Genomic DNA, 22,136 nt, shown 5'->3' on the forward strand with positions numbered 1-22,136 from the left:
CTAGCTCTTGGCACTGGCCTGCGGGGAGTCGGCCACGGGCGCCAGGCTGTCGCCCTCCACCGGCCGCACCCGGTCGCCGTCGCGCAGGAAGGTGCCGGACACCGCCACCACCTGCTCGCCGGGCTCCAGGCCCGCGGAGACGATCACCGCCTCGCTGGTGCGCAGGCCGATGGTGACCCGGCGGGTCTCGACCGTGTCGTCCCGCACCACCTGGATCTCCTGGTGGCCGTCGACGAACTGGACCGCCGTGACCGGCACGGTCACGCCGTGCCGGCGGTCGATCTCGATGCGCGCGCGGGCGAAGGTGCCGAGCGTCAGGCCGCTGCCATCCTCCAGCCGGATCTTGACCTTGCCCAGCCGGGTCTGCGGGTCGATCCTCGGCGCGACCAGGCGGATCTCGCCCGCGATCGGTTCCGTCCGCCCGGCCGGGGTGACCAGGACCGCCTGGCCGGGCGCCAGGCTCGCCAGCATCACCTCGGCGACCTGGGCGTGCAGCTCGACCTCGTCGTCCTCCACGATCCGGAACAAGGGCTCGCCGTTCATGGCCGCAAGCGCACCCAGCCGCGCGGTGCGCTCGCTGATCCGGCCTGCTGCCGGCGCCTTGATCTCGGTCATGCCGATCTGGACCATGATCTCGCGGCGCCTGGCCCCCGCCTCGGCGACCTCCGCCTCGGCCAGGCGCACGCTCTGCTCGGCGATAGCGACCCGGGCAGCGGCGGCCCTGGCGGCGGCCTGGCGCTCGTCCAGGGTCGCGGCCGAGGTGTTGCCCCGCTGGATCAGCGCCTGGGCGCGCTGGAAGTCGGCCAGGGCCTGCTCCTGCGCCGCCTCGGCCTCGTCGATCTGGCTCTTTGCCACCAGCACGCTCACCTTCGCCCGCTCCAGGGCGGCATCGATCGAGGCGAGCTGCGCGTCCCAGAGCTCGCGCGACAGCCGGGCCAGCACCTGGCCGCGCTCGACCAGGTCGCCTTCCTCGACCAGCAGCTCGACGATCCGCGAGCCGTCGATCTCCGGGCCGACCAGCACCTCGTCGCGGGCGGCGAGCGAGCCGGTGACCACGAGCTGCGCCACCAGCTCCTGCTCGGCGGCGCGCACCACGCTCACCATCGGCGCTGCCACGGGCGCAGGGGCCGCCGGCTCCTGGGCGGACGGCACCCCCGGGCCTGCCAGCAGCAGGGCTGCGAGCGCGGCGCTGGCGAGGTAGGTGGCGCTGCGGCTCATGCTGGCTGCTCCGGCCTTCTGGATGGCGCAGGCAGGACAAGCTGGCCGGCGAGACCGGCACGGAACACGGCGAGCAGCCCGGCCATCGCCTGCTCGCCGTCGAAGCTCTCGTCCAGGGCCCGGTTCTTGAAGATCCCGTCGCTGATCAGGATCAGGAGGTCGACCAGGGCCTCGATGTCGACATCCGGCGCCGCCTTGCCCTGCGCCTGCACCGTCTTGCACAGGAACAGGAGGTTGGCGCGCACCTCACGCTCGATCCCGTCGCACAAGGCGCATATCGCCGGGTCCCTGGCACTCTCCGCCCAGATCTGCAGGGTGAGCATGGCGCGCTCGCGCGGCTCCTCGACGAAGTAGCGACGGCCGACTGCGGTCATCGCCGCCAGCACGTCGTCGGCCGCGGCGGCGGCCGAGAACGCCGCGGCGAGCTCGGCACGGTCGACCTCGATCATCGCCGCGATCAGCGCTTCCTTGCTCTCGAAATAGAGATAGAGCGCGCCCGGACTCATGTCCGCTTCCTTGCAGATCCGCTGCATGGAGGTGCGGTGGAACCCGTCGCGGGTGAAGCAGCGGCTGGCGGCCTGCAGGATATGGCTGCGCCGCTCGCCCTGCTGCTCGTCGGTCAGTCGTGGCATGGCCAGACAATAGTGAACGAACGTTCGTTCTTCAACGGGGATGCCGTGGATTCAGCCGGCCAGGACCCGGTCGCCCAATCGCTGGAAGGTCGAGAACGAGCGTCGGATCGCCGGCGGGTCGAGCTCGATGCCGATGAAGACCAGGCGGGTGCCCTCCTCGCCCTCTGGCCACGCCGGCAGATGTTCCGGCGGATGGACGACGTGCTGCACGCCCTGGATCACCACGGGCAGGTCGCGGCCCTGGATGTGCACGAGGCCCTTCACCCGCAGGATCCGGCTGCCATGGCGATGCAGTAGCAGGCTGAGCCACACCCCGAACGCGGCCCACTCGATCGGCTGGCCCGCCTCGAGCAGGAAGCTGCCGATGGCGCCGTGGCGTGCCGGGGCCGGCTCGTAGGCCAGCCAGCGGCGGACCTCGCGCGCGTCGTTGGGGGACGTCAGGAGGGCGGGGGCATCCGCCAGCTCGCCATGGCGCGCGTGCAGGATGTCCGCACTCGGGTTGATCCCGCGCAGCTCCATTTCCAGGCCCGCGAGCGTTGCCGGCTCGACCAGGTCGGCCTTGGTGACCACCAGCCGGTCGGCCACCGCCACCTGCCGCCGGCTCTCGTCATGGGCGGCCAGCGTGGCGGCGCCGGCCAGCGCGTCGACCGTGGTGACCACCCGGCCGATCCGCAGATGCCAGCGCAGCATCGGCTCGGTGGTGAGGATGGCCAGGACCGGGGTCGGGTCGGCCAAGCCGGTGGTCTCGATCACCACCCGGCGGAACGGGGGCAGGAGCCCCCGCTCGCGCTTGTCCCACAGCTCGCGCAGGGCCGTGGCGAGGTCGTCGCGGATCGAGCAGCAGATGCAGCCCGAGGACAGGAGAAAGGTGTCGGGATCGACCGTCTCGACCAGGAGGTGGTCGAGCCCGACCGCGCCGAACTCGTTGATCAGCACGGCGGTATCCGCGAGTGCCGGATCGGCCAGGAGCCGGCGCAGCAGCGTGGTCTTGCCGCTGCCGAGAAAGCCGGTCAGCAGGTCGACCGGCACCTTCTGGGCGGTACCGCTCAAGCAGCACCGTCCAGCCGGTCCAAGAGCTCCGGGTCCAATGGGTCGAGCGGCCCGACCAGCCGGTCGGCGCGGTGCCAGAGATCGGCCAGCGTGTCGGCGAGTTCCACTCGGCCGGTGGCGGTGGTCAGGCGCAGCTTCGCACCCTCCCAGTCCGCCGCCCTGGCCCGGCGTGGTGCCAGCACCGCCGAGACCAGGGCCGCGCGGCGCAGCCGCGCCTGGCGCGGTACGGTGCCGTCCCCAGCCCCGGCGGCATCGCTCCAGTGCTCCGCCTGCAGGACGCCGCACAGGCCGCACATGGCGCTAGATCCCGGCTGCCGGATCGGCCGGCTTCACCTCGTGGCGCGGAGAGCGCTTGGCGAAATCGTCCGCGATCTTCTCGAAGGTGGTCCAGGTCACGCCCGGGTGCTTCGAGATGTGCTGGAAGATCCGCTCCAGCATCAGCAGCACCTGCGGCTTGCCGGAAACGTCAGGGTGAATCGTGATGGTGAAGACCGCGTAGTCCATCTCGCGATAGACCCAGTCGAACTGGTCCCGCCAGATTTCTTCCAGATGGCGCGGATTGACGAAGCCGTGGCTGTTCGGCGAGGCCTTGATGAACATCATCGGCGGCAGGTCGTCTAGATACCACGACGCCGGGATCTCGATCAGGTCGGTGACCTGGCCGCGCACCAGCGGCTTCATCCAGTCCGACGCCTTGCGCCCGTAATCGATCTTGGTCCAGCTGTCGCCGACCCGCACATAATACGGCGTGAAGTCGTCGTGCATCAGGCTGTGGTCGTACTTGATGCCCTTCTTGAGCAGGAGCTCGTTGGTCTTGGGCCCGAACTCCCACCAGGGCGCCACGTAGCCGACCGGCTTCCTGCCCGCGACCTTCTCGATCACCTCGATGCACTTCTCGAACACCTCCTCCTCCTGGGCAGGTGTGAGCGCGATCGGGTTCTCGTGGCTGTAGCCATGCATGCCGATCTCGTGGCCGGCCCTGGCGACCGCCTCGATCTGGCGGGGGAAGGTCTCGATCGAATGGCCGGGCACGAACCAGGTCGTGTCGATCCCGAACCGGCGGAACAGCTCCACCAGGCGCGGCACGCCCACCTCGCCGGCGAACAGGCCGCGGCTGATGTCGCACGGGCTGTCCTCGCCCCCGTAGGAGCCGAGCCAGCCGGCAACCGCGTCCACATCCACGCCGAACGCGCAGAAGATCTCCTTGGCCAAGACGGACCTCCTTCCAGCCGCAGGCCGGCAGCGCCCGAGGCAGCCGGCACGTCACGGAACGGATTTGGTCGCTTTTTGCCGTAAAGGCGAGGGCGGACGCCCTGCTCAGGCGGCGGACTGCTCGGCTGCCTTGGCCCGTTCCGCGTGCATGTGCTCGCGCAGGACCCGCAGCATCCGGGTCTGGTAACCGGGCCCGCCGGCCTTGAACCATTCGAGCACGTCGACGTCGACGCGCAGGGAGATCGCCTGCTTGGGAGGCTGCCGGCGCGGCATGGAGGGCTTGCTGCTGTTCATCTCAACGCACGGCTAAAATGACGGCAGTCGGGCATGGCAGCATCGAAGCTCGTAGCATCAGAAGGTCCGGAAACCATGAGTGGCAGTGCCAGCCGTGCTGGCAATGATCTTACATCGCTGATCACACCTATGGCACCGTAGCTTCTTTGGCGCACGCAGACATTTGTGACGAATGGTATCTGTACGTAACGACAACGCCGTCGCCATGCTCCCGTCATCTATGGGTGCGACATGCGAACGGGGCCGCTGCGCATCGCCACGCAGCGGCCCCGCAGCCGCGATCCCCGGTTCTGGGCGGTTCGGCTACTTCTTCGAGGCCTCGAAGACGTCATGGGTCCAGGCCCCGCTCGGCGCCTTGCTGATCACCGGGTCGGAGCCGCCCGAGAGCAGCACCTTCACCGTGCGCTCATAGGCGGCCGGATCGAGATAGCCCACGCCCTCCGCCGGGCTGCCGATCAGCTGGGCGACCTCGCCCATCATCCGCTTCTGGTGCTCCTCGGTCTGCGCGCCGGTCGCGTCGTTCTCCAGCACGATCTCCGCCGCCTCGTCGGGATTCTCGACCGCGTAGGACCAGCCCTGCATCGAGGCCTTCACGAACCGGGCGAGCTTGTCGACCATCGCCGGGTCCTCGAGGTTCTTCTCCACCGTGTAGAGCCCGTCCTCGAGCGTCGCCACGCCCTGGTCCTCGTACTTGAACACGGTCAGCTCCTCCGGCTTGATGCCGGCGTCGAGCACCTGACCATATTCATTGTAGGTCATGGTCGAGATGCAGTCGGCCTGCCGCTGCAGGAGCGGGTCGACGTTGAAGCCCTGCTTGACCACCGTCACCCCGTCCGGCCCGCCATCCGTCGGGATGCCCAGCGTCGCCATCCAGGACAGGAACGGATACTCGTTGCCGTAGAACCAGACGCCCAGCGTACGGCCCTTGAAGTCGGTCTTGGGATCGACGATGCCGCTGTCCTTGCGGCAGGTCAGCATCATGCCGGACTTCTGGAACACCTGGGCGATGTTGACGAGCGGCACGCCCTTCTCGCGTGACGCCAGGGCGGCCGGCATCCATTCCACGATCACGTCGGCGCCCCCGCCGGCGATCACCTGGGGCGGGGCGATGTCCGGGCCGCCCGGCTTGATCTCCACGTCCAGCCCGGCTTCCTCGTAGAAGCCCTTGTCCTGGGCGACATAGTAGCCGGCGAACTGCGCCTGGGTGACCCATTTGAGCTGCAGGGTCAGCCGGTCGGCGGCATTGGCCGCCGTCGTGAGGGTGAGGCCGGTCGCGGCCGTCAGTGCCAGTGCCAGTATCCTCATCGAGCCAACTCTCCCCCAACCGGTCCGGCAAATCATGCGCCCGGACGGACTGCGCATCAGCGACGTCGACGATAGGAGGGATGCCAGAAGGTGACCATCCGCTCGATCAGCGCCAGCAGGCCGTAACTCAAGGACCCTGCCAGTGCCGCCACGGCGATGGTCGCCCAGACCAGGTCGAGGTTCATCCGGCCGACCTCGGTGGAAATCCGAAAGCCCATGCCCACGATCGGCGTGCCGAAGAACTCGGCGACCAGGGCGCCGATCAGCGCCAGGGTCGCGTTGATCTTGAGGGCATTGAAGATGAACGGCATGGCGGCCGGCAGGCGCAGCGCCAGGAGGGTCTGCCAGTAGCTGGCGGCATAGGAGTGCATCAGGTCGCGCTCGATGGCGCTGGTCTGGGCCAGGCCCGCGATGGTGTTCACCAGCATCGGGAAGAAGGTCATGATCACCACGACCGCGGCCTTGGACTGCCAGTCGAACCCGAACCACATCACCATGATCGGCGCCACGCCGATGATCGGCAGGGCCGAGACCAGGTTGCCGATCGGGAGCAGGCCGCGCTGGAGGAAGGGCGAGCGGTCGATCAGCAGGGCCACGACGAAGCCCGCCCCGCAGCCCATCACCCAGCCCGGCACCACCGCGCGCACGAAGGTCTGCACGAAGTCGGCGCGCAACAGGCCCAGCGAGTTCGCGATGGTCCGGCCGATCGCCGATGGTGCCGGCAGGAGGACCCGCGGCACGTCGAAGCCGACCACCGCCACTTCCCACAGGAACAGCAGCCAGGCGCCGAACAGGACCGGGACGATCCGGGCGGTGACCGGTTCGGCCGAGAGCCGGTCCAGGGCGAACCAGGCAACCGCCGCGAGTGCGAGCACCAGCAGCCAGAAGCCGGCGCCGACCGGGCCGCCATGGACCAGGTACAGCGCCCACCAGCAGCCCAGCAGGAGCAGGCCAGTGAGACCCAGGCCTTCCCCCAGTGCCCGGCTCACGGCTGCGCCCCCATCACCCGGAGCGTCAGCCGCTCTGCGAGGTTGATCAGCGCGATCAGGAAGCCCGCCAGCACCGAGCCCACCACCAGGGCCGCCCAGATCTGCACGGTCTGGCCGTAATAGGAGCCGCTGAGCAGCCTGGCACCGATCCCGGCCTGCGCGCCGGTCGGCATCTCGCCGACGATGGCGCCCACCAGGCTGATGGCGATCGCTACCTTGAGCGACGCGAACAGGTACGGCACGGCGGCCGGCCAGCGCAGCTTCCAGAAGACCTGGGACGGGGTCGCGTTCCAGGTGTGCATCAGCTCGGTGGCGAGCACGTCCGGCGAGCGCAGCCCCTTCACCATCCCGATCGTGATCGGGAAGAAGCACAAGTACATCGAGATCAGGGCCTTGGGCAGGAGCCCGGTGAGCCCCACCGAGCCCAGCACCACCACGACCATGGGGGCGATCGCCAGGATCGGGATGGTCTGGCTGGTGATCACCCAGGGCATCAGCGAGGTCTCGAGTGCTCGGACATGGACGATCCCCACGGCCAGCAGGATGCCCAACAGCGTGCCCAGCGCGAAGCCCAGCAGGGTGGCCGAGAGGGTGATCCAGCCATGGTAGACCAGCGAGCGCTTGGAGGTGACCGCGGTCTGGAACACCGTCTTGTTCAGCTCCGCCACGACCTGATGGGGTGCCGGCAGGACCGGGCGGTCCATCGACCAGCTGTCGGCTGCGAGCTGCTGCCAGGTCCAGCTCTGGTCGCCGTAGCGGTCGATCACCTGCGGCGCGTTCAGCCAGACCGCACCCAGATACCAGACGAGCAGGATCGCGAGCGTGACCACGGCCACCGGCAGCGCCCGCCCGCTCCTCGGGGTGGCGCTGCCGCCGTGCTGGCCGATGCTGGCTGCTGCCATCGATGGTCCTCGAACGGGCGGTGACGGTTCACCCTCCGGAAGGGTTATAAACCGGCCGTGTTCCTGGCAAGTCGCGGCCACAGCGGTGCGGGGTGCGGCCGCATGAACGGCGGTTGATGCTTGCGCCGCGCGCGCCGGACGTTCAACAGCATCGGGGCGAGCGGCACATCGGGGTTGCCGGCAGGGGTCAGGAGAACATGGAGCAGGCGGTCCGCCTCGATCAGCTGTCACGGCGGTTCGGCCGGTTCACCGCGGTGGATCGGATGAGCTTCGGGGTCCGGCAGGGCGAGGTCGTGGGCTTTCTGGGGCCCAACGGTGCCGGCAAGTCGACCACCATGCGGATGCTGGCGGGCTTCCTGACGCCCACCTCCGGCCATGCCTGGATCATGGGCCACGACGTCGAGGCCCAGCCGCTCGAGGCGCGCCGGGCGATCGGCTACCTGCCCGAGGGCGCGCCCCTTTATGGCGACATGACGCCCTTGGCCCTGCTCCGCTTCGTCGCCGCGATGCGCGGGATGAGCAGCGCCCAGACGCGCGAGAACATCGCGACCGCGATCGAGCGCACCGACCTGGCCGAGGTCGCCTACAAGCCGATCGAGACGCTTTCCAAGGGCTTCAAGCGGCGGGTGGGCCTGGCCGCGGCGATCCTGCACGACCCGCCCGTGCTGATCCTGGACGAGCCGACCGACGGGCTGGACCCCAACCAGAAGCACGAGGTCCGCGCGCTGATCGCCGACATGGCCGCCGACAAGGCGATCATCGTCTCGACCCATATCCTGGAGGAGGTCACGGCCGTCTGCACCCGGGCGATCGTGATCGCGCGCGGCAAGCTGATCGCGGACGCCACGCCCGCCCAGTTCCAGGCCTATTCGGAGTGGCACGACGCGGTGGCCCTGCGCCTTCTGCCCCAGCAGATCGAGACCGCAATCGAGGCGCTCTCGGACATCCCCAGCATCTACGAGGTCAAGCGGATGAACCATGCCGCGGACGGCCACGATCTCCTGGTGGTGCCGATCCAGGGCGAGCGGATCGCGTCCACCGTGGCCGACCGGCTGCTCGAGGCGGGCGTCGAGATCCAGGACTTCCGGGTCGAGACCGGGCGGCTGGACGACGTGTTCCGCAAGCTCACCACCACGCAGCACTGACGGATCCAGAGACGACGATGCGCGCACGTCAGACCGCGACCGTGTTCGCCCGCGAGCTGGCGAGCTATTTCGCCACGCCGGTCGCCTATGTCCTGATCATCATCTTCCTGGCCGCGTCCAGCGCCTTCACCTTCTATGTCGGCGGCTTCTTCCAGCGCGGCCAAGCCGACCTGGCCTCGTTCTTCATGTTCCACCCCTGGCTCTATCTGTTCCTGGTGCCGGCGGTGGCGATGCGCCTTTGGGCCGAGGAGCGGCGCGCCGGCACGATCGAGCTGATCACGACCCTGCCGGTCGGCAGCTTCCCCCTGGTGCTGGGCAAGTTCCTGGCGGCCTGGGCGTTTTGCGGGATCGCCCTGCTGCTGACCTTCCCGATCTGGGTGACGGTCAACTGGCTGGGCAGCCCGGACAACGGCGTGATCGCCATGGGCTATCTCGGCAGCTGGCTGGTGGCGGGCTGCTTTTTGGCGTTGGGCTCGTGCATGTCGGCGGTGACCCGCAACCAGGTGGTGGCCTTCGTGCTGGGTGCCGCCTTGTGCTTCCTGTTCCTGATGAGCGGCGTCGACCTGGTGCTGGCCGCGTTCCGCAGCTGGGCGCCGGGCTTCCTGGTCGACCTGGTCGCCTCGTTCAGCCTGATCACCCACTTCACGGCACTGAGCAAGGGCACGCTGCCGCTCACCACCGCCATCTTCATCCTGACCCTGATCGGCACCGCGCTGTTCGTGAACAAGCTCCTGGTCGATCTGAAGAAGGCTGGCTGACGATATGCATCTCGACCGACGGATCCTGTCGATCCTGGGCATCCCGCTGGCCCTGGTGGCCTTTCTGGCCTTCAACGTCTTCTCCGGCATCGCCCTGCGCGGGCCCGCGCTCGACCTCACCGAGAACCGACAGTTCACCCTGTCGGACGGCACCCGCACCATGCTGGCCGACATCCAGGAGCCGGTGCGGCTGCGCTTCTACCTGTCCTCGTCGCTGCGCGAGACCAACCCGTATTTGTGGAGCTACGCGCAGCAGGCGCGCGACATGCTCGAATCCTTCCGGGAGGCGTCGGGCGGCCGGGTCGAGGTCCAGGTGATCGACCCGCAGCCGTTTTCCGAGGAGGAGGACCGGGCGGTGGGCGCCGGGCTGCAGCCGATCCTGGGGCCCGACCAGAGCACCGCGTTCCTGGGGATCGCCGGTGCCAACACCACCGACGACACCGACGTGATCGCCATGCTCAGCCCCGAGCGTGAGCGCTTCCTGGAATACGACCTGACCCGGCTGGTCTATGACCTGTCCCGGCCGACCAAGCCGGTGCTCGGCATCATCACCGGCCTGCCGCTCGAAGGCAGCATGCAGGACAGCCAGGTCCCCTGGCAGATCCTGAGCCAGCTCCGCCAGTTCTACGACGTGCGCATGCTGAGCGGCGAGGAATACCAGATCGACCCGGCCATCCAGGTCCTGATGCTGGTCCAGCCGGACGACCTGCCGGAGCAGAATCTCTACGCCATCGATCAGTTCGTGATGCGCGGCGGCCATCTGCTGGCCTTCACCGATCCCTTTTCCGAGGCGGCCCAGGCGATTGCCCAGGTGCCGGGCGACTTCGCGGCGAAGATCGACGGGCTCCTGGCGTCCTGGGGTGTAGAGCTCGTGCCGGACCGGATCGCCGGGGACCCGGACGCGGCCCGTCAGGTGGCGATCCCGCAGGAGGGCGGGCGCCAGCAGGTGCTGCCCTATCTGCCCTGGCTGTCGCTCGACGGAAGCCATGTCGACCCGGGCGAGCCGGCCGTCGCCAATCTCGACGTCATCAACCTGATGTCGCCCGGCGTGCTGCGGCCGGTGGAAGGGGCCACCACCAGCTTCACCCCGCTCATCCAGACCGGGCCGGAAGCCGGCCTGCTGGATGCGGCACCGATCCGCACCTACCCGGACCCGATCGCCGTGCTGCGCGCGTTCCAGCCGGGCAGCGAGCCCCTGACGCTGGCGGCACGGCTCACCGGGCCGGCGAAGAGCGCCTATCCGACCCCGCCCGCCAGCGACGATCCGGCGGCCCCCCCGGCTTCCGCCCATCTCGCCGAGGCGCAGGCGCCGCTGAATGTGGTGGTGGTGGCCGATGCCGACCTCCTGGAGGACCAGGCCTGGCTGGCCGCCCAGCCGGGTGGCCAGGGGCAGCCGCTGCCGATTGCCTCCAACGCCGACATGGTCCTGAACCTGCTCGACACGCTGGCCGGCTCCGACGCGCTGCTGTCCCTGCGCGGCCGCGACATCACGCTTCGGCCGTTCACCCGGATCCAGGAGCTGCAGCGCACGGCCGAGGCCGAGTACCGGGTCAAGGAGGAGGAGCTGACCGCCAGCCTGGAGGAGGTCCAGGCCAAGCTGCAGGATCTGGGCGGGATCGGCGAGGACCAGCAGGGCATGGTGCTGACCGAGGCGCAGCGCCAGGAGGTCCAGGGCTTCCGTGCCCGGATGCTCGACCTGCGCGCCGAGCTGCGCGCCGTGCAGCTCGCCCTGAACCAGGAGATCGACCGGCTGGAAGGCCGGCTCACCCTGATCAACATCCTGGCCGTGCCGCTGGCCGTCGCGGTGATCGCGGTCCTGGTGGCGCTCTGGCGGCGGATGCGCACGCGCAAGCGCTTCCGCCCGGCCCAGGGCTGAGGAGGAACGAGCCCATGCAGCCGCGCAATTTCGTGATCCTGGCGGCGATCGCCGGCATCTCGGTCGGGCTCGCCACGGCAGCGCTGGTCGTCAGCGACGCGCCGCTCACCTCGACCAGCCTGAACCGGCCGCTCGTGCCGGACCTGGCGACCAGGATCAACGACGTGGTCCGGATCGAGATCAGCGGTCCGGACGGGCAGACCACGCTGGAGCGCCACGAGGGCCGGGGCTGGGCGGTGGCCGAGAAGCGGGGCTTCGCGGCCGACCAGCGCGCCGTGGTCACCCTCCTGCGCAAGCTGGGCGAGCTGCGCATCGTCGAAGCCAAGACCGCGCTGCCCGAGCGGCTGGCCCGCCTCGAGCTGGAGGATCCGGCCGGCGAGAACGCACGCTCGCACCGGGTCGTCCTGCAGGAAGCCGGGGGCCAGCCGGTCGCGGACCTGGTGGTGGGCAAGCGGGCCTTCGGCGTGTTCGGGCCCGGCCGGGCCGGCACCTATGTCCGCCTGGCCGACGAGAGCCAGGCATGGCTGTCGGACGGCGACCTCACCGCCCTGGCCGATCCGGACGAGTGGGTCGAAAGCGACATCGTCGATCTGGCGGCCGACCGGGTGAAGCTGGTCTCGCTGGAGCCGCAGGACGGCGTGCTGGTCACCACCAGCCGGACGAGCCCCGACGACGCGAGCTTCGACCTGGCGGGCGTGCCGGCCGGGCGGGTGGCCGACCAAGCCAAGCTCACCGAGCTGTCGCAACTGTTCACCCAGCTCACCCTAATGGACGTCCGGCCGGTCGCGGAGGTCGCCTTCTACGAGGCGCCGCAACGGGTCCGGGTCGAGACGTTCGACGGGCTGACCCTGGTGTTCACTTGGCTCAGCCAGCCGGATGCGAGCTGGCTGCGCGTCGACACGGTGACCGTTGCCGACACCGCGTCCCAGGAGGTGAAGGACGAGGCCGCCAGGATCACCGCCCATACCAGCGGCTGGGCGTTCGAAGTGGGCGGCTACGTCACCGAGCAACTCGGCCAGAAGCTGGACGACCTGCTGGAACAGCCGGACGAGAGCTGAAGCCTGCGGCAGCAGATCCTCCGCCTTCGCGGAGGATGACGAGAACGGATGGGGGCAACCGCAACGCTGCCCGCACCGTTCATGTCATCCCCCGTGCATGCGGGGGATCAACCGCTACGCGTCAGGCCGCGAGCGCCGCGTCGACTTCGGCCGGCAGGTCGTCGTGGAAGTGGCGGCCTGCGGTGGTGGGCGCGATGACGCCCTGGCGGATCACGAAGTCGCCGAAGCGCTCGCCCTCGTTCCGCTCCGCCGCATAGCGCTTCAGCAGCGGCGAGACCTCCGCCACGATCCGGTCGTGCTGGACGTCGCGGCGATAGAGCTTGTTCAGCCGCGTGCCGTCGAAGGCGCCGCCCAGGTAAAGGTTGTAGGTGCCGGGCCCGCGGCCGACCAGCCCGATCTCGGCCAGATAGGGGCGGGCACAGCCGTTCGGGCAGCCGGTCATGCGGATGGTGATCGAATCCTCCGCCAGGCCCGCCTCGCGCACCGTCTCGTCCAGGGCCGTCACAAGGTCCGGCAGATAGCGCTCCGCCTCCGCCAGCGACAGGCCGCAGGTCGGCAGCGCCACGCAGGCCATGGCGGAACGGCGCAGCGCCGTCTCCTGCCCGACCAGCCCATACTCGGCCAGCATCTGCTCGATCAGCAGCCGCTTTTCCGGCGCGATCTTCGCGATCACCAGGTTCTGGTTGGCGGTGAGCCGGAACTCGCCGTCATGGACCCTGGCGATCTCGCGGAGCGCGGTGAGCAGCTTCTTCTCGTCGGTGTCCTTGATCCGCCCGTTCTCGATGAACAGGGTGAAGTGCCAGGAGCCCGTATGGTCCTGCACCCAGCCATAGCGGTCGCCATTGTCGTCGAACCGGAACGGCCTGGGCGCGCCCAAGGCGAAGCCGCAGCGCTTCTCGACCTCGGCCCTGAAGGCGTCCAGCCCGTGCCGCTCGATCGTGTATTTCAGCCGCGCGTTCTTGCGGTCCGACCGGTTGCCCCAGTCACGCTGCACCGTGACCACGTGCTCGGCCACCTTCAGCACCTGGTCGGTCGTGCAGAAGCCCATCACGTCGGCAGCGCGCGGGAAGGTGGCGAGCTCGCCATGGGTCATGCCCATGCCGCCGCCGACCGTCACGTTCCAGCCGGCGATGTTGCCCTGCCCGTCCAGGATCGCGATGAAGCCCAGGTCCTGGGCGAAGACGTCGACATCGTTGTCCGGCGGCACCGCGACCACGATCTTGAACTTCCGCGGCAGGTAGGTCCTGCCCAGGATCGGCTCGTCCTCGGCCTCGCCGCCCGCGACCTTCTCGCCGTCCAGCCAGATCTCGTGCCAGGCGCGCGTCTTCGGCAGCAGGTGCTCGCTGAGCTCGCGCGCCAGCTCGTAGGCGGTCGCGTGCGTCGTCGAGACATGCGGGTTGGAGCTGGCCAGCACGTTGCGGTTGACGTCGCCGCAGGCCGCGATCGTATCGACCAGCGCCCGGTCCAGCGCCTGCATGGTGTGCTTCAGGTTGGTCTTGATCACGCCGTGGAACTGGAAGGTCTGGCGCGTGGTCAGCCGGAGCGAATGGTTGGCGTAGCTGGTCGCAATCTGGTCCATCGCCAGCCACTGCTCAGGCGTGCACACGCCGCCCGGCAGCCGCACCCGGATCATGAAGCTGTAGGCCGGCTCCAGGAACTTCTTGCGCCGCTCGGGCCGCAGGTCACGATCGTCCTGCTGGTAGAAGCCGTGGAACTTGGTGAGCTGGGTGTCGTCCTCGGCGAGCTGGCCGGTGATCGTGTCGGTCAGCCCCTCCGCGATCGTCCCGCGCAGGCCCCGGCTCTTGGCCTTGATGGTCTCGTTCTTCGAGAGCGTGCTCATCTGGTGCTGCTTCTCAATAGACGTCGCGCTGGATTTGGCCGGCCCTGGTGGCGTCCTGCAGCCAGGCCTTGGCCTTGTCGTCGGTGAGCCCCCCCACCTCGATGGCGATGCGGTTCAGGTTCTGCTCAACGTCCTTGGCCATCTGCGTGGCGTCGCCGCACACATAGAGATGGGCGCCGTCCTGCAGCCAGGCCCACAGGTCCTCCCGCTGCTGCCACATCCGGTCCTGGACGTAGATCTTCTCCGGCTGGTCGCGCGAGAAGGCCAGATCGATCCGGTTCAGCACCCCGTCCGCCTTCAGGTCCTGCAACTCGGTCTGGTAGTAGAAGTCGTGGGTGAAGTTGCGTTCGCCGAAGAACAGCCAGTTCTGCCCGGTTGCCCCGGTCTCGCGGCGGTGCTGGAGGAACGCCCGGAACGGGGCCACGCCGGTGCCGGGCCCGACCATCACCACCTTGGCCGAGGGGTCGGCCGGCAGGCGGAAATGGCGGTTGGGCTTCAGGAACACGCCGAGCTTCTGGTTCCGGCCGAGCCGGTCGGCCAGGAAAGACGAGGCCACGCCGTTGCGCTGGCGGCCATGGCTCTGCCAGCGCACCACCGAGACCAGCAGATGGGCGGCGTCCGGATGGGCCGACGGCGCGCTGGCGATGGAATAGGAGCGCGCCGGCAGGGGCCGCAGCAGCCCGAGCAGCTCGTCCCTGCCGACCGTGGCGCCATAGGTCTCGAACAGGTCGATGAGCTGCCGGTCGGCGACGAAGCCGCGCCAGCCATCGCCGGCCAGCATCTCGCCGAGCTCGGTGTGGGGGTGCAGCCGGTTCCAGGCTTCCAGCGTCGCCCTGGACAGGGTGGTGACGTCCTTGGTGCGGGTCAGCTCGCGCGCCAGCGCATCGTCGCCGCCGAGACCCACGAGCTCCAGGATCTGCTCGACCAGGCGCGGGTCGTTCTCCGGCAGGATGGCGAGGCTGTCGCCCGGCTCGTACACGATGGCGGAATCGGCGAGGTCCAGCTCCACATGGATCGTCTCGCGGGACGAGCGCGACGAGGTGACCGTGACCCGCTCGCTCATCGGCGCGAAGAACGGGTGCTTTACACTCCATTCCTGCTCCTCGGCACGCGCGAACCGGTCGAGATGGATGATCTCGGCACTCGGCTCCTCAGTGTCGGCCGGCGTGAACAGCTTGATTGCCTGCGATGACCAGTCGCCCGCAGGCCCCTCGTAGTCGACGTCGCAATCGACCCGGTCCAGCACGCGCGTGGCACCCAGCTCGGCCAGCCGCTCGTCCAGCCGGCGGCCGAACGCGCAGAACTCGGTATAGGCGGTGTCGCCCAGCGCCAGCACGGCGAAGCGGGTCCCCTCCAGCCTGGGCGCACCGTCGGCGAAGAACCCTTGAGCGAACGGCACGGCCCGGGCCGGCGGATCGCCCTCACCCCAGGTGGACGCGATCACCACCAGGTTCTCGATCCCGGCAAGCGCGGCAGGCTCGGTCTCGCCCATGTCCAGGATCTTCGGCTGGAAGCCCTGCTTGGCCGCAGCCTTGGCGAACTTCTGGGCGAACGCCTCGGTATTGCCGCCCTCGGTCGCGTAGAGGATCGAGAGCGGGGTCTTGCGCCTGGGTGCCGCGGCCGGTGCCGCCTGGGCCGGTGCGATCTCCGCGGCGGTGGCCGCGGCATAGCCCGCCAGGAATCCGGCCAGCCAGGTGCGCTGCTCGGGGCTGGTCTCGGCAAGGCCGACATTGAGCGCCTTGATCGCCGCGTCCGAGAACGGGGCGGTCGGAGGCAGGAGGGGCAGGGCGCGGGAGGAGCTGGCCATGGTCGTTCTCAATGCCTGGAACTGGGCGTGGAGCCGGTCGTGGCGCTGGCGGGAGCGAGCTGGCCGGGTGTGGGAGCGCCGTGCGGCGTGCGCTCGACGGGCGCCAGCCAGCCATTGCCGTCGATCACCGCGTCGGTGAGGCTGGCGAGCTCATCGAGCGTGCGTGGCCGGCGCCGCCAGGCGGTCCGCTTGCGGGCGATGGCTTCCAGCCGCTCGGCCCACTCAACGCCGAGCTGCGATTCCAGCCAGCGCCGCAGCCGCATGGCGAGGCCGGGGCTCTTGCCGGCGGTCGAGATCGAGACGAGCAGGTCGCCGCGCCGGACCAGGGCCGGGGTGTGGAAGTCGCAAAAAGGCGGGTGGTCCTCGATGTTGACCAGCACCCCCTCGGCGCGTGCGGCCGCGGCGAGCGGCTCGGCCGTCGCGGGATCCAGCCCGCTGATCCAGACGATCCGGAACTGCGCCAGCTCCTCGAGGAGCGGCAGGCGCGCGATCCGGACCACGTCCTCCACCCGGTCCTCGGTGAACACGGTCAGGTGCTCGGCCCCGCCCTGGCACAGCCACTCGGCCCGCCGCCGCATGCTCTCGCCGGCACCCACCAGGGCGATCGGGACGAGGCGGGGATCGATCACGATCGGAATCATCGGCAGGGCCTTCGGGACGGTCGACCGAGGCTGCAATAAGCGGGCTGTACCGTGAAATCGAGATGATTATCATTCTACACAGTGTAAGAAAAACTAATAAACACAAAATAGCTGTTTATTGTCCGGGTGGCGCAGCCGCGCTAGCCTCGCCCAGACGACCGGAACAAGGGGGCGCACGGGGATGGCAGGCGAGCTGCTGCTGGCGATCGATCAGGGGACCACCTCGACGCGCGCGATCCTGTTCGACCGGTTCGGCAGCGTCCAGACGAGCGCCCAGCAGGAACTGACCCAGCACTTCCCGTTCGACGGCCGGGTCGAGCACGACGGCAACGAGATCTGGCGTCACACGCTGGAAGTGTGCCGCGACGTGCTGGCCAGGGTGGACGGGCGGCCGGTGGCGGCCATCGGCATCACCAACCAGCGCGAGACCACCCTGCTCTGGGAGCGCGCCACCGGCCGGCCGGTGCACCGCGCCATCGTCTGGCAGGACCGGCGCACAGCAGGGCTCTGCCGCGAACTGGAGGCGGACGGGCTGGGCAAGCTGGTCAGCGAGCGCACCGGCCTGGTGATCGACCCCTATTTTTCCGGCACCAAGCTCGCCTGGCTCCTGGATCATGTACCGGGTGCCCGCGCCATGGCCGAGCGGGGCGAGCTGGCGTTCGGCACGGTCGACAGCTGGCTGCTCTGGAACCTGACGGGCGGCCGGCTCCACGCCACCGACGCCACCAATGCCGCCCGCACCATGCTGTTCGACATCCGCCGCCAGGCCTGGGACGACGAGCTGCTCGATCGGCTACGCATCCCCCATGCCCTGCTGCCCGAGGTCCGGGACAGTGCCGGGGATTTCGGCGAAACGAACCCGAGCCTGTTCGGCCGGGCGATCCCGATCCGCGGGGTGGCGGGCGACCAGCACGCCGCGACCTTCGGCCAGGCGTGCTTCTCACCCGGCATGATGAAGAGCACCTACGGCACCGGCTGCTTTGCCGTGCTCAACACCGGCCCGGAGATGGTGGCGTCGCGCAACCGGATGCTCACCACGCTCTGCTGGCGCCTGAACGGCCAGCCGACCTATGCCCTGGAAGGGGCGATCTTCGTGGCCGGTGCGGCCATCCAGTGGGTCCGCGACGGGCTGGGCGTGATCCGGACCGCGGCCGAGACCGACGCACTGGCCCGCTCGCTCGACAACAATGCCGGCGTCTATCTGGTACCCGCGTTCACCGGCCTGGGTGCTCCCTACTGGGACCCGGATGCCCGCGGCGCCATCTTCGGCCTGACCCGCGACACCAGCCACCGCCACATCGTCCGCGCGGCCCTGGAAGCCGTCGGCTACCAGACCGCGGACCTGCTGGCCGCCATGAAGGACGACGTGACCGCCGCCGGCGGCCTGGGCCTGCCGGCAGCACTCCGGGTCGATGGCGGCATGGTCGCCAATGACTGGGTCTGCCAGTGGCTGGCCGACATCTGCGATGTGCCGGTCGAGCGGCCCGAAGTGATCGAGACCACGGCACTCGGCGCCGCCTATCTCGCCGGCCTGGGTGCCGGTCTCTATGGCGGCCTCGACGACATCGGCAAGGCCTGGAGCTGCGAGCAGCGCTTCGCGCCCGGCATGGCTTCGGGCGAGCGGGCGCGGCTCGTGGGCGGCTGGAAGGACGCGGTCAGCCGGGTGCGGAGCAACCGCGCTTGACCGCAAAGCGCGGCGAGCCTGCGCCCTTGCGGCGGCTCCACCTGGAACTGGTTCCCATGCGCAATGACCTGGGGGATGGCCATGATGCCGGGCTGGAGATCTCGATCGATGGGCGGAGGCTGGTCGACTGGCTGCGCCCGATCGAGACCCGCTTCGACCCGAAGGTCGCAGGAGCCTACGCACCGGCCTCGCTCGAATATCTGTGCCTGGTGGCCGTGCGCCGCGACGGCCGGCAGGTCTTCGCACCGCCCGGCGTGTTCGGATCTGGCGGCACGGTCCTGGTCTGCGGCTGCGGCCATGCCGGCTGCTGGTCGCTGGACATGAAGGTCGAGCACGACGGCAGCGTCGTCCGCTGGACCGGCTTCAACAGTACCCTGAGCAGCCGGCGGTCGGGCTGGAACTATGCGGCCACCGAACCGATGCGGTTCGACAGCGCCGCCTACTTCAAGACCCTGGCGAGAGTGGCCCCGCTGGCGGGTTCGATCCTCAAGAAGCGGCCCCGGCTCGTCGACTACTGAGCTTCCCCGGCCCGCTGCTCGCAAGACGAGCCTCCCAGCCACCGCACGTACCCGGCTGCTCGCCAGCCGGGCCGACGCAGTCCGCCGGTTGCGCTCCTGAGCTGGCTGCCGGCCCTGGCAGCAGGCGCGCCCGTGCCTGGAGGAACACCGCCTCGAGCGTGACCGGCTGACCCTGCCTGGCAGGTCGGAACTGGCTCATCAGGTGCTCGCCCAGGCGCCGGTAGCTCTCGAACTGCGATTCGCTGAACCACTGGTCCGAGGTCGGCTCGTGCGGGAACAGGGAGTTCGCCGCCGCATAGGCGCGCACGTCGATCGGCAGGTCCTCCAGATAGGTGGGCTTGAGGTAGAGCAGCCAGCCGCACCGCTCCGGGTCGCCGGCCGCTTCCGGGTAGCTGATCCGCCCGAGCGCGAACGAAATGGTGCCGGCATCGGCCTTGCCCCTGGGGGCGATCCGGATTGGCAGGAACTCGATGTCCACGCCAAGGTCGATCTTGATCTTGCGCACCGCGTTGCCGAGGTCGCCGAACCGGCAGTCCGGGTCGGCGGCGGCATCCGAGAGGATGATGAAGCGGCAGCGCCGGCGGATCATCTCGTAGAGGCCGAGATTCTCGAAATGGCCGCCGTCCGACAGGTAGACGAAACGCCGCCTGGCGCCGGCACGGCCCAGCAGCTCGTTCAGGAACGGCAGGATCGCGAAGCCCGGCGAGGCCTGCCGGCAGATTCCGGCATCCTGGGGATGGGCCTGCACATAGCCGGGATTGGGCACCCACACGCCCAGCCGGACATTGAACAGGGTCATGAGGAAGGCCGTGGCCGGCGAGGAATGGTAGCCCATGGCCGGGCTGACCGCGGCGCCGGAGATGGTCATGGCCCCGCCCAGCGTGATGCCGGTCTTCTCGCCGGGATGGGCCGCAGGTAGCTGCCCCGGCTGCCTCCCGGCATAGCAGGCGCTCTCGACATAGGCGCCGCCGGCTTGGCTGTCGCCGCTCGGCAGGCTGGCGCTGCCGCAGGCGAACGGGGTCAGGATGAACGAGGCGGCCTTGCGCTCCTGCCAGCCCAGCCGCGTGTTGTTGTCGGTCAGGTTCAGGGTGGCGTTGATCACCGGGAACAGGACGCGGCGCCCGTCCACCCGCGTATCCAGGTCGTGGAGTTGGACGTTGTCGTCCTCGTCGAAGCCGGTGGCGGGGTTGGGCCGCCGCTCGGCGCGGGCCGAGCCCAAAAACGCGCGGATCAGGCGGTTGCGGTACATGCCGTGCAGGGAGAACTGGTTGACGTTGATCCGCCGGCCGGCCAGCCACAGCACCGGGGCCAGGACCGCCAGGATCACCAGGTGGCCCAGCAGCATCGGCTCGGACAAGGGCCCCAGCCAGCCCAGGCCCAGGCTCTGGCGCCAGGAGAAGGGTGGCATCGTCTCCAGCCATCGGGCTACGCGCACGGCGACCTTCAGCTCGAGATAGGCGAGGGTGAGGAACAGGGCGGCCAGGAACACGAAGGTCGCGACCGCCACCAGGATGTCGATCGTCAGCCAGCGCCGCATCCGGCCGCCCGTGGTAGGCTTGAGCGAGGACAGCGTGCTCTTGCCGCCGAACACGCTGACGAGGCCGGTGGCGAGCATGGTGGCGCTGAAGCTGAACGGCCAGTCCGGCCCGGCCAGGATCCAGTGGGGCAGGGGCAGGCAGATCAGGGCGAACACCGCCCACATCACCGCCGGCACCACCTTCATGGCGCTGATCCGTGCCAGCCATTCCCGGTCGGCGTCGAGCAGGTCAACCTCGCTGGACAGGAGGCCGGAGGCCCGGCGGAAGCCGACGAACAGGGCGGAGCAGAGCAGGTAGCCGAGCGTGATCCAGAAGGGCGCCAGCGCCGCCACCAGACGCTGGCCCAAAGCCGCCTGGTCGACCGTGGCTTGGCCGTAGCAGTCCTGGATGGACTGTCCGGCCGGGCAGCCCTGCCGCAGCCCGGCGGCGTCGCCGAACATCTGCCAGCCGAGCGGCACGCAGGCCGCGACGAAGCCGGCGGCGATCGCGGAGATCGCCACCCATACCAGCAGGTTGCGCCGGAACAGGTCGCGCACCGCTTGGCTGCTGCGGATCATCGCGGCGAGATAGGCGCCGATCAGCACCAGCCAGAGCAGGGCAAACGGCAGGCTCATCGCCGCCAATGCCCGCTGCAGCGGGTGCGGGTACGACCAGAGGTCGCCGAACAGGAACCCGCTGCCGCGCAGCTCGAAGGGCGGCGCGATCCCGGTCAGCCGCGGGGGGACGGCGACCTGGATGTCGTGGGCCAGCCAGACCGGCAGGAGCATGGCCGAGGCCAGGGCCGGCCAGATCACGCGCAGTTGGAGGTGGTTCCGGGCACTCGCTTGGTCGTGGCCCAGCTGGCAGCGCCGGTGCGAGGGCAGCAGCAGGCAGATCTGGTAGGTCGCCAGGAACAGCAGCGCCAGTGCCGCCACCAGCGCGCCGGTGGTGGTGACCTCGTTGGCGCTGAGCACCAGCGAGAGGTAGAGATTGGTGGGGGTCGCCGCCATCACCAGGAAGGGCAGGAACACCGTCCAGTTCAGCAGCAGGTTGCGCGCGATGATGACGATCGCCGCCCAGCTGTCGATCGAGGACAGGCCGATCCGCGGGTTCAGGAAGTTGGAATGCTCACGCAGGGCGGCGACCTGGCGGGCTTCCGGGTTGGCGCCGGCAAGCCCGGCCTCGACCTGGCGGACCGGGTCCTGCCCGGCCCGGCCGTTGCCGTCCTCGGCACAGGCGTGCAGCCAGCGCTGCAGCCAGCTCCCGATATAGCCGCCGCCCGACACGGTCGAGAGATACTGGAAGCGGGGCAGGAGGTTCATCGCGGCCAGCGCCTGCAGCACGCCCAGCCCGAACGCGGCGCTGCGGATCCCGCCGCCGGACAGGCACAAGGCCGCCTGGTCCTGCGCCAGCGCCGCCCGGCCATACTCGTCGATCGAGGCGAACGGGTGGCCTGCCGGCCGTTCACCCGGCCAGAGCGCGTCGAACTCCTGCTGGAGGACGGCCCGCGTATCCAGGCAGGGGGACCGGGTGGCGCTGCGGTCGGTGGTCATGGGGGCCGCTCCTGCCCGTCATGGCCGGGACAGGTCGGGCAGCAGCAGCCGGGCGATCGGCAGGCGCATCGGAACCTCCACTGCAATAGCTGGCTGGCTATCGGCTGCCGAGGTCTCGTCAGGCTCTTGGAAGAACG

Annotated in this window: 19 protein-coding genes; 6 read left to right on the forward strand and 13 right to left on the reverse strand. The window is 69.5% G+C overall.

The window, feature by feature from the left end:
- From HLA95_RS07120 to HLA95_RS07160, 9 genes are all read right to left on the reverse strand, one after another.
- Positions 1-1,218 carry an efflux RND transporter periplasmic adaptor subunit gene (locus HLA95_RS07120; RefSeq protein ID WP_222182872.1) on the reverse strand — a complete coding sequence of 406 codons (1,218 nt, stop codon included), beginning with the start codon at positions 1,216-1,218 and terminating at the stop codon, positions 1-3.
- On the reverse strand, positions 1,215-1,850 hold the full coding sequence (locus HLA95_RS07125) for a TetR/AcrR family transcriptional regulator (protein ID WP_191062070.1): 636 nt from the start codon (positions 1,848-1,850) through the stop codon (positions 1,215-1,217). Before HLA95_RS07125 ends, HLA95_RS07120 begins: the two co-directional genes overlap by 4 nt.
- 51 nt (positions 1,851-1,901) lie before the next feature.
- On the reverse strand, positions 1,902-2,900 hold the full coding sequence (locus tag HLA95_RS07130) for a CobW family GTP-binding protein (RefSeq protein WP_191062071.1): 999 nt from the start codon (positions 2,898-2,900) through the stop codon (positions 1,902-1,904).
- Positions 2,897-3,196, reverse strand: a complete 300-nt coding sequence (locus tag HLA95_RS07135; protein WP_222182874.1) for a hypothetical protein — start codon at positions 3,194-3,196, stop codon at positions 2,897-2,899. The genes HLA95_RS07130 and HLA95_RS07135 overlap by 4 nt, the downstream gene beginning before the upstream one ends.
- A 4-nt stretch (positions 3,197-3,200) precedes the next feature.
- A complete protein-coding gene (locus HLA95_RS07140; protein WP_191058410.1) occupies positions 3,201-4,112 on the reverse strand; it encodes a polysaccharide deacetylase family protein in 912 nt (303 codons plus the stop codon).
- A gap of 105 nt (positions 4,113-4,217) precedes the next feature.
- Positions 4,218-4,406, reverse strand: coding sequence for a BrnA antitoxin family protein (locus HLA95_RS07145; RefSeq protein WP_191058411.1), 189 nt, complete (start codon positions 4,404-4,406; stop codon positions 4,218-4,220).
- Positions 4,407-4,709: 303 nt separating this feature from the next.
- Complete coding sequence (locus HLA95_RS07150) at positions 4,710-5,711, reverse strand: ABC transporter substrate-binding protein (protein WP_191058412.1); 1,002 nt, start codon at positions 5,709-5,711, stop codon at positions 4,710-4,712.
- A 56-nt stretch (positions 5,712-5,767) separates the two neighbouring features.
- Positions 5,768-6,700, reverse strand: coding sequence for an ABC transporter permease (locus tag HLA95_RS07155; protein ID WP_223861402.1), 933 nt, complete (start codon positions 6,698-6,700; stop codon positions 5,768-5,770).
- Entirely contained in the window at positions 6,697-7,602 is a 906-nt protein-coding gene (locus HLA95_RS07160; RefSeq protein WP_191058413.1) for an ABC transporter permease, read from the reverse strand. The genes HLA95_RS07155 and HLA95_RS07160 overlap by 4 nt, the downstream gene beginning before the upstream one ends.
- A 197-nt stretch (positions 7,603-7,799) precedes the next feature.
- Here HLA95_RS07160 and HLA95_RS07165 point away from each other — a divergent pair, with 197 nt between their 5' ends.
- The 4 genes from HLA95_RS07165 to HLA95_RS07180 are packed head-to-tail and all read left to right on the forward strand — an operon-like array spanning position 7,800 to position 12,439.
- Positions 7,800-8,747: an ABC transporter ATP-binding protein gene (locus HLA95_RS07165; protein ID WP_191058414.1), complete on the forward strand. Its 948-nt coding sequence runs from the start codon at positions 7,800-7,802 to the stop codon at positions 8,745-8,747.
- Between the two features lie 17 nt (positions 8,748-8,764).
- Positions 8,765-9,505, forward strand: coding sequence for an ABC transporter permease (locus tag HLA95_RS07170; RefSeq protein WP_191058415.1), 741 nt, complete (start codon positions 8,765-8,767; stop codon positions 9,503-9,505).
- 4 nt (positions 9,506-9,509) lie between these two features.
- Positions 9,510-11,381, forward strand: coding sequence for a Gldg family protein (locus HLA95_RS07175; RefSeq protein WP_191058416.1), 1,872 nt, complete (start codon positions 9,510-9,512; stop codon positions 11,379-11,381).
- A gap of 14 nt (positions 11,382-11,395) precedes the next feature.
- Positions 11,396-12,439 (forward strand): DUF4340 domain-containing protein, encoded by a 1,044-nt coding sequence (locus HLA95_RS07180; protein ID WP_191058417.1) that lies wholly within the window; start codon positions 11,396-11,398, stop codon positions 12,437-12,439.
- 121 nt (positions 12,440-12,560) lie between these two features.
- On the opposite strand, the gene cysI is transcribed toward HLA95_RS07180, so the two are convergent.
- Genes cysI through HLA95_RS07195 form a run of 3 tightly spaced genes read right to left on the reverse strand, consistent with a single transcriptional unit; the run spans position 12,561 to position 16,727 of the window.
- A complete protein-coding gene (cysI, locus tag HLA95_RS07185; protein ID WP_255513129.1) occupies positions 12,561-14,297 on the reverse strand; it encodes an assimilatory sulfite reductase (NADPH) hemoprotein subunit in 1,737 nt (578 codons plus the stop codon).
- Positions 14,293-16,086: a diflavin oxidoreductase gene (locus HLA95_RS07190; protein ID WP_191058419.1), complete on the reverse strand. Its 1,794-nt coding sequence runs from the start codon at positions 16,084-16,086 to the stop codon at positions 14,293-14,295. Before HLA95_RS07190 ends, cysI begins: the two co-directional genes overlap by 5 nt.
- Before the next feature lie 8 nt (positions 16,087-16,094).
- Positions 16,095-16,727, reverse strand: coding sequence for a precorrin-2 dehydrogenase/sirohydrochlorin ferrochelatase family protein (locus HLA95_RS07195; RefSeq protein WP_222182876.1), 633 nt, complete (start codon positions 16,725-16,727; stop codon positions 16,095-16,097).
- A 181-nt stretch (positions 16,728-16,908) separates the two neighbouring features.
- Here HLA95_RS07195 and glpK point away from each other — a divergent pair, with 181 nt between their 5' ends.
- Positions 16,909-18,411: a glycerol kinase GlpK gene (gene glpK / locus HLA95_RS07200; RefSeq protein ID WP_191058246.1), complete on the forward strand. Its 1,503-nt coding sequence runs from the start codon at positions 16,909-16,911 to the stop codon at positions 18,409-18,411.
- Positions 18,408-18,929 carry a hypothetical protein gene (locus HLA95_RS07205; RefSeq protein ID WP_222182878.1) on the forward strand — a complete coding sequence of 174 codons (522 nt, stop codon included), beginning with the start codon at positions 18,408-18,410 and terminating at the stop codon, positions 18,927-18,929. The genes glpK and HLA95_RS07205 overlap by 4 nt, the downstream gene beginning before the upstream one ends.
- Here HLA95_RS07205 and HLA95_RS07210 read toward each other — a convergent pair.
- Complete coding sequence (locus HLA95_RS07210) at positions 18,898-21,999, reverse strand: patatin-like phospholipase domain-containing protein (protein ID WP_222182880.1); 3,102 nt, start codon at positions 21,997-21,999, stop codon at positions 18,898-18,900. The genes HLA95_RS07205 and HLA95_RS07210 overlap by 32 nt on opposite strands.
- Positions 22,000-22,136: the final 137 nt, after the last annotated feature.

The sequence above is a fragment of the Geminicoccus harenae genome (assembly GCF_019800005.1).
Lineage (GTDB): Bacteria > Pseudomonadota > Alphaproteobacteria > Geminicoccales > Geminicoccaceae > Geminicoccus > Geminicoccus harenae.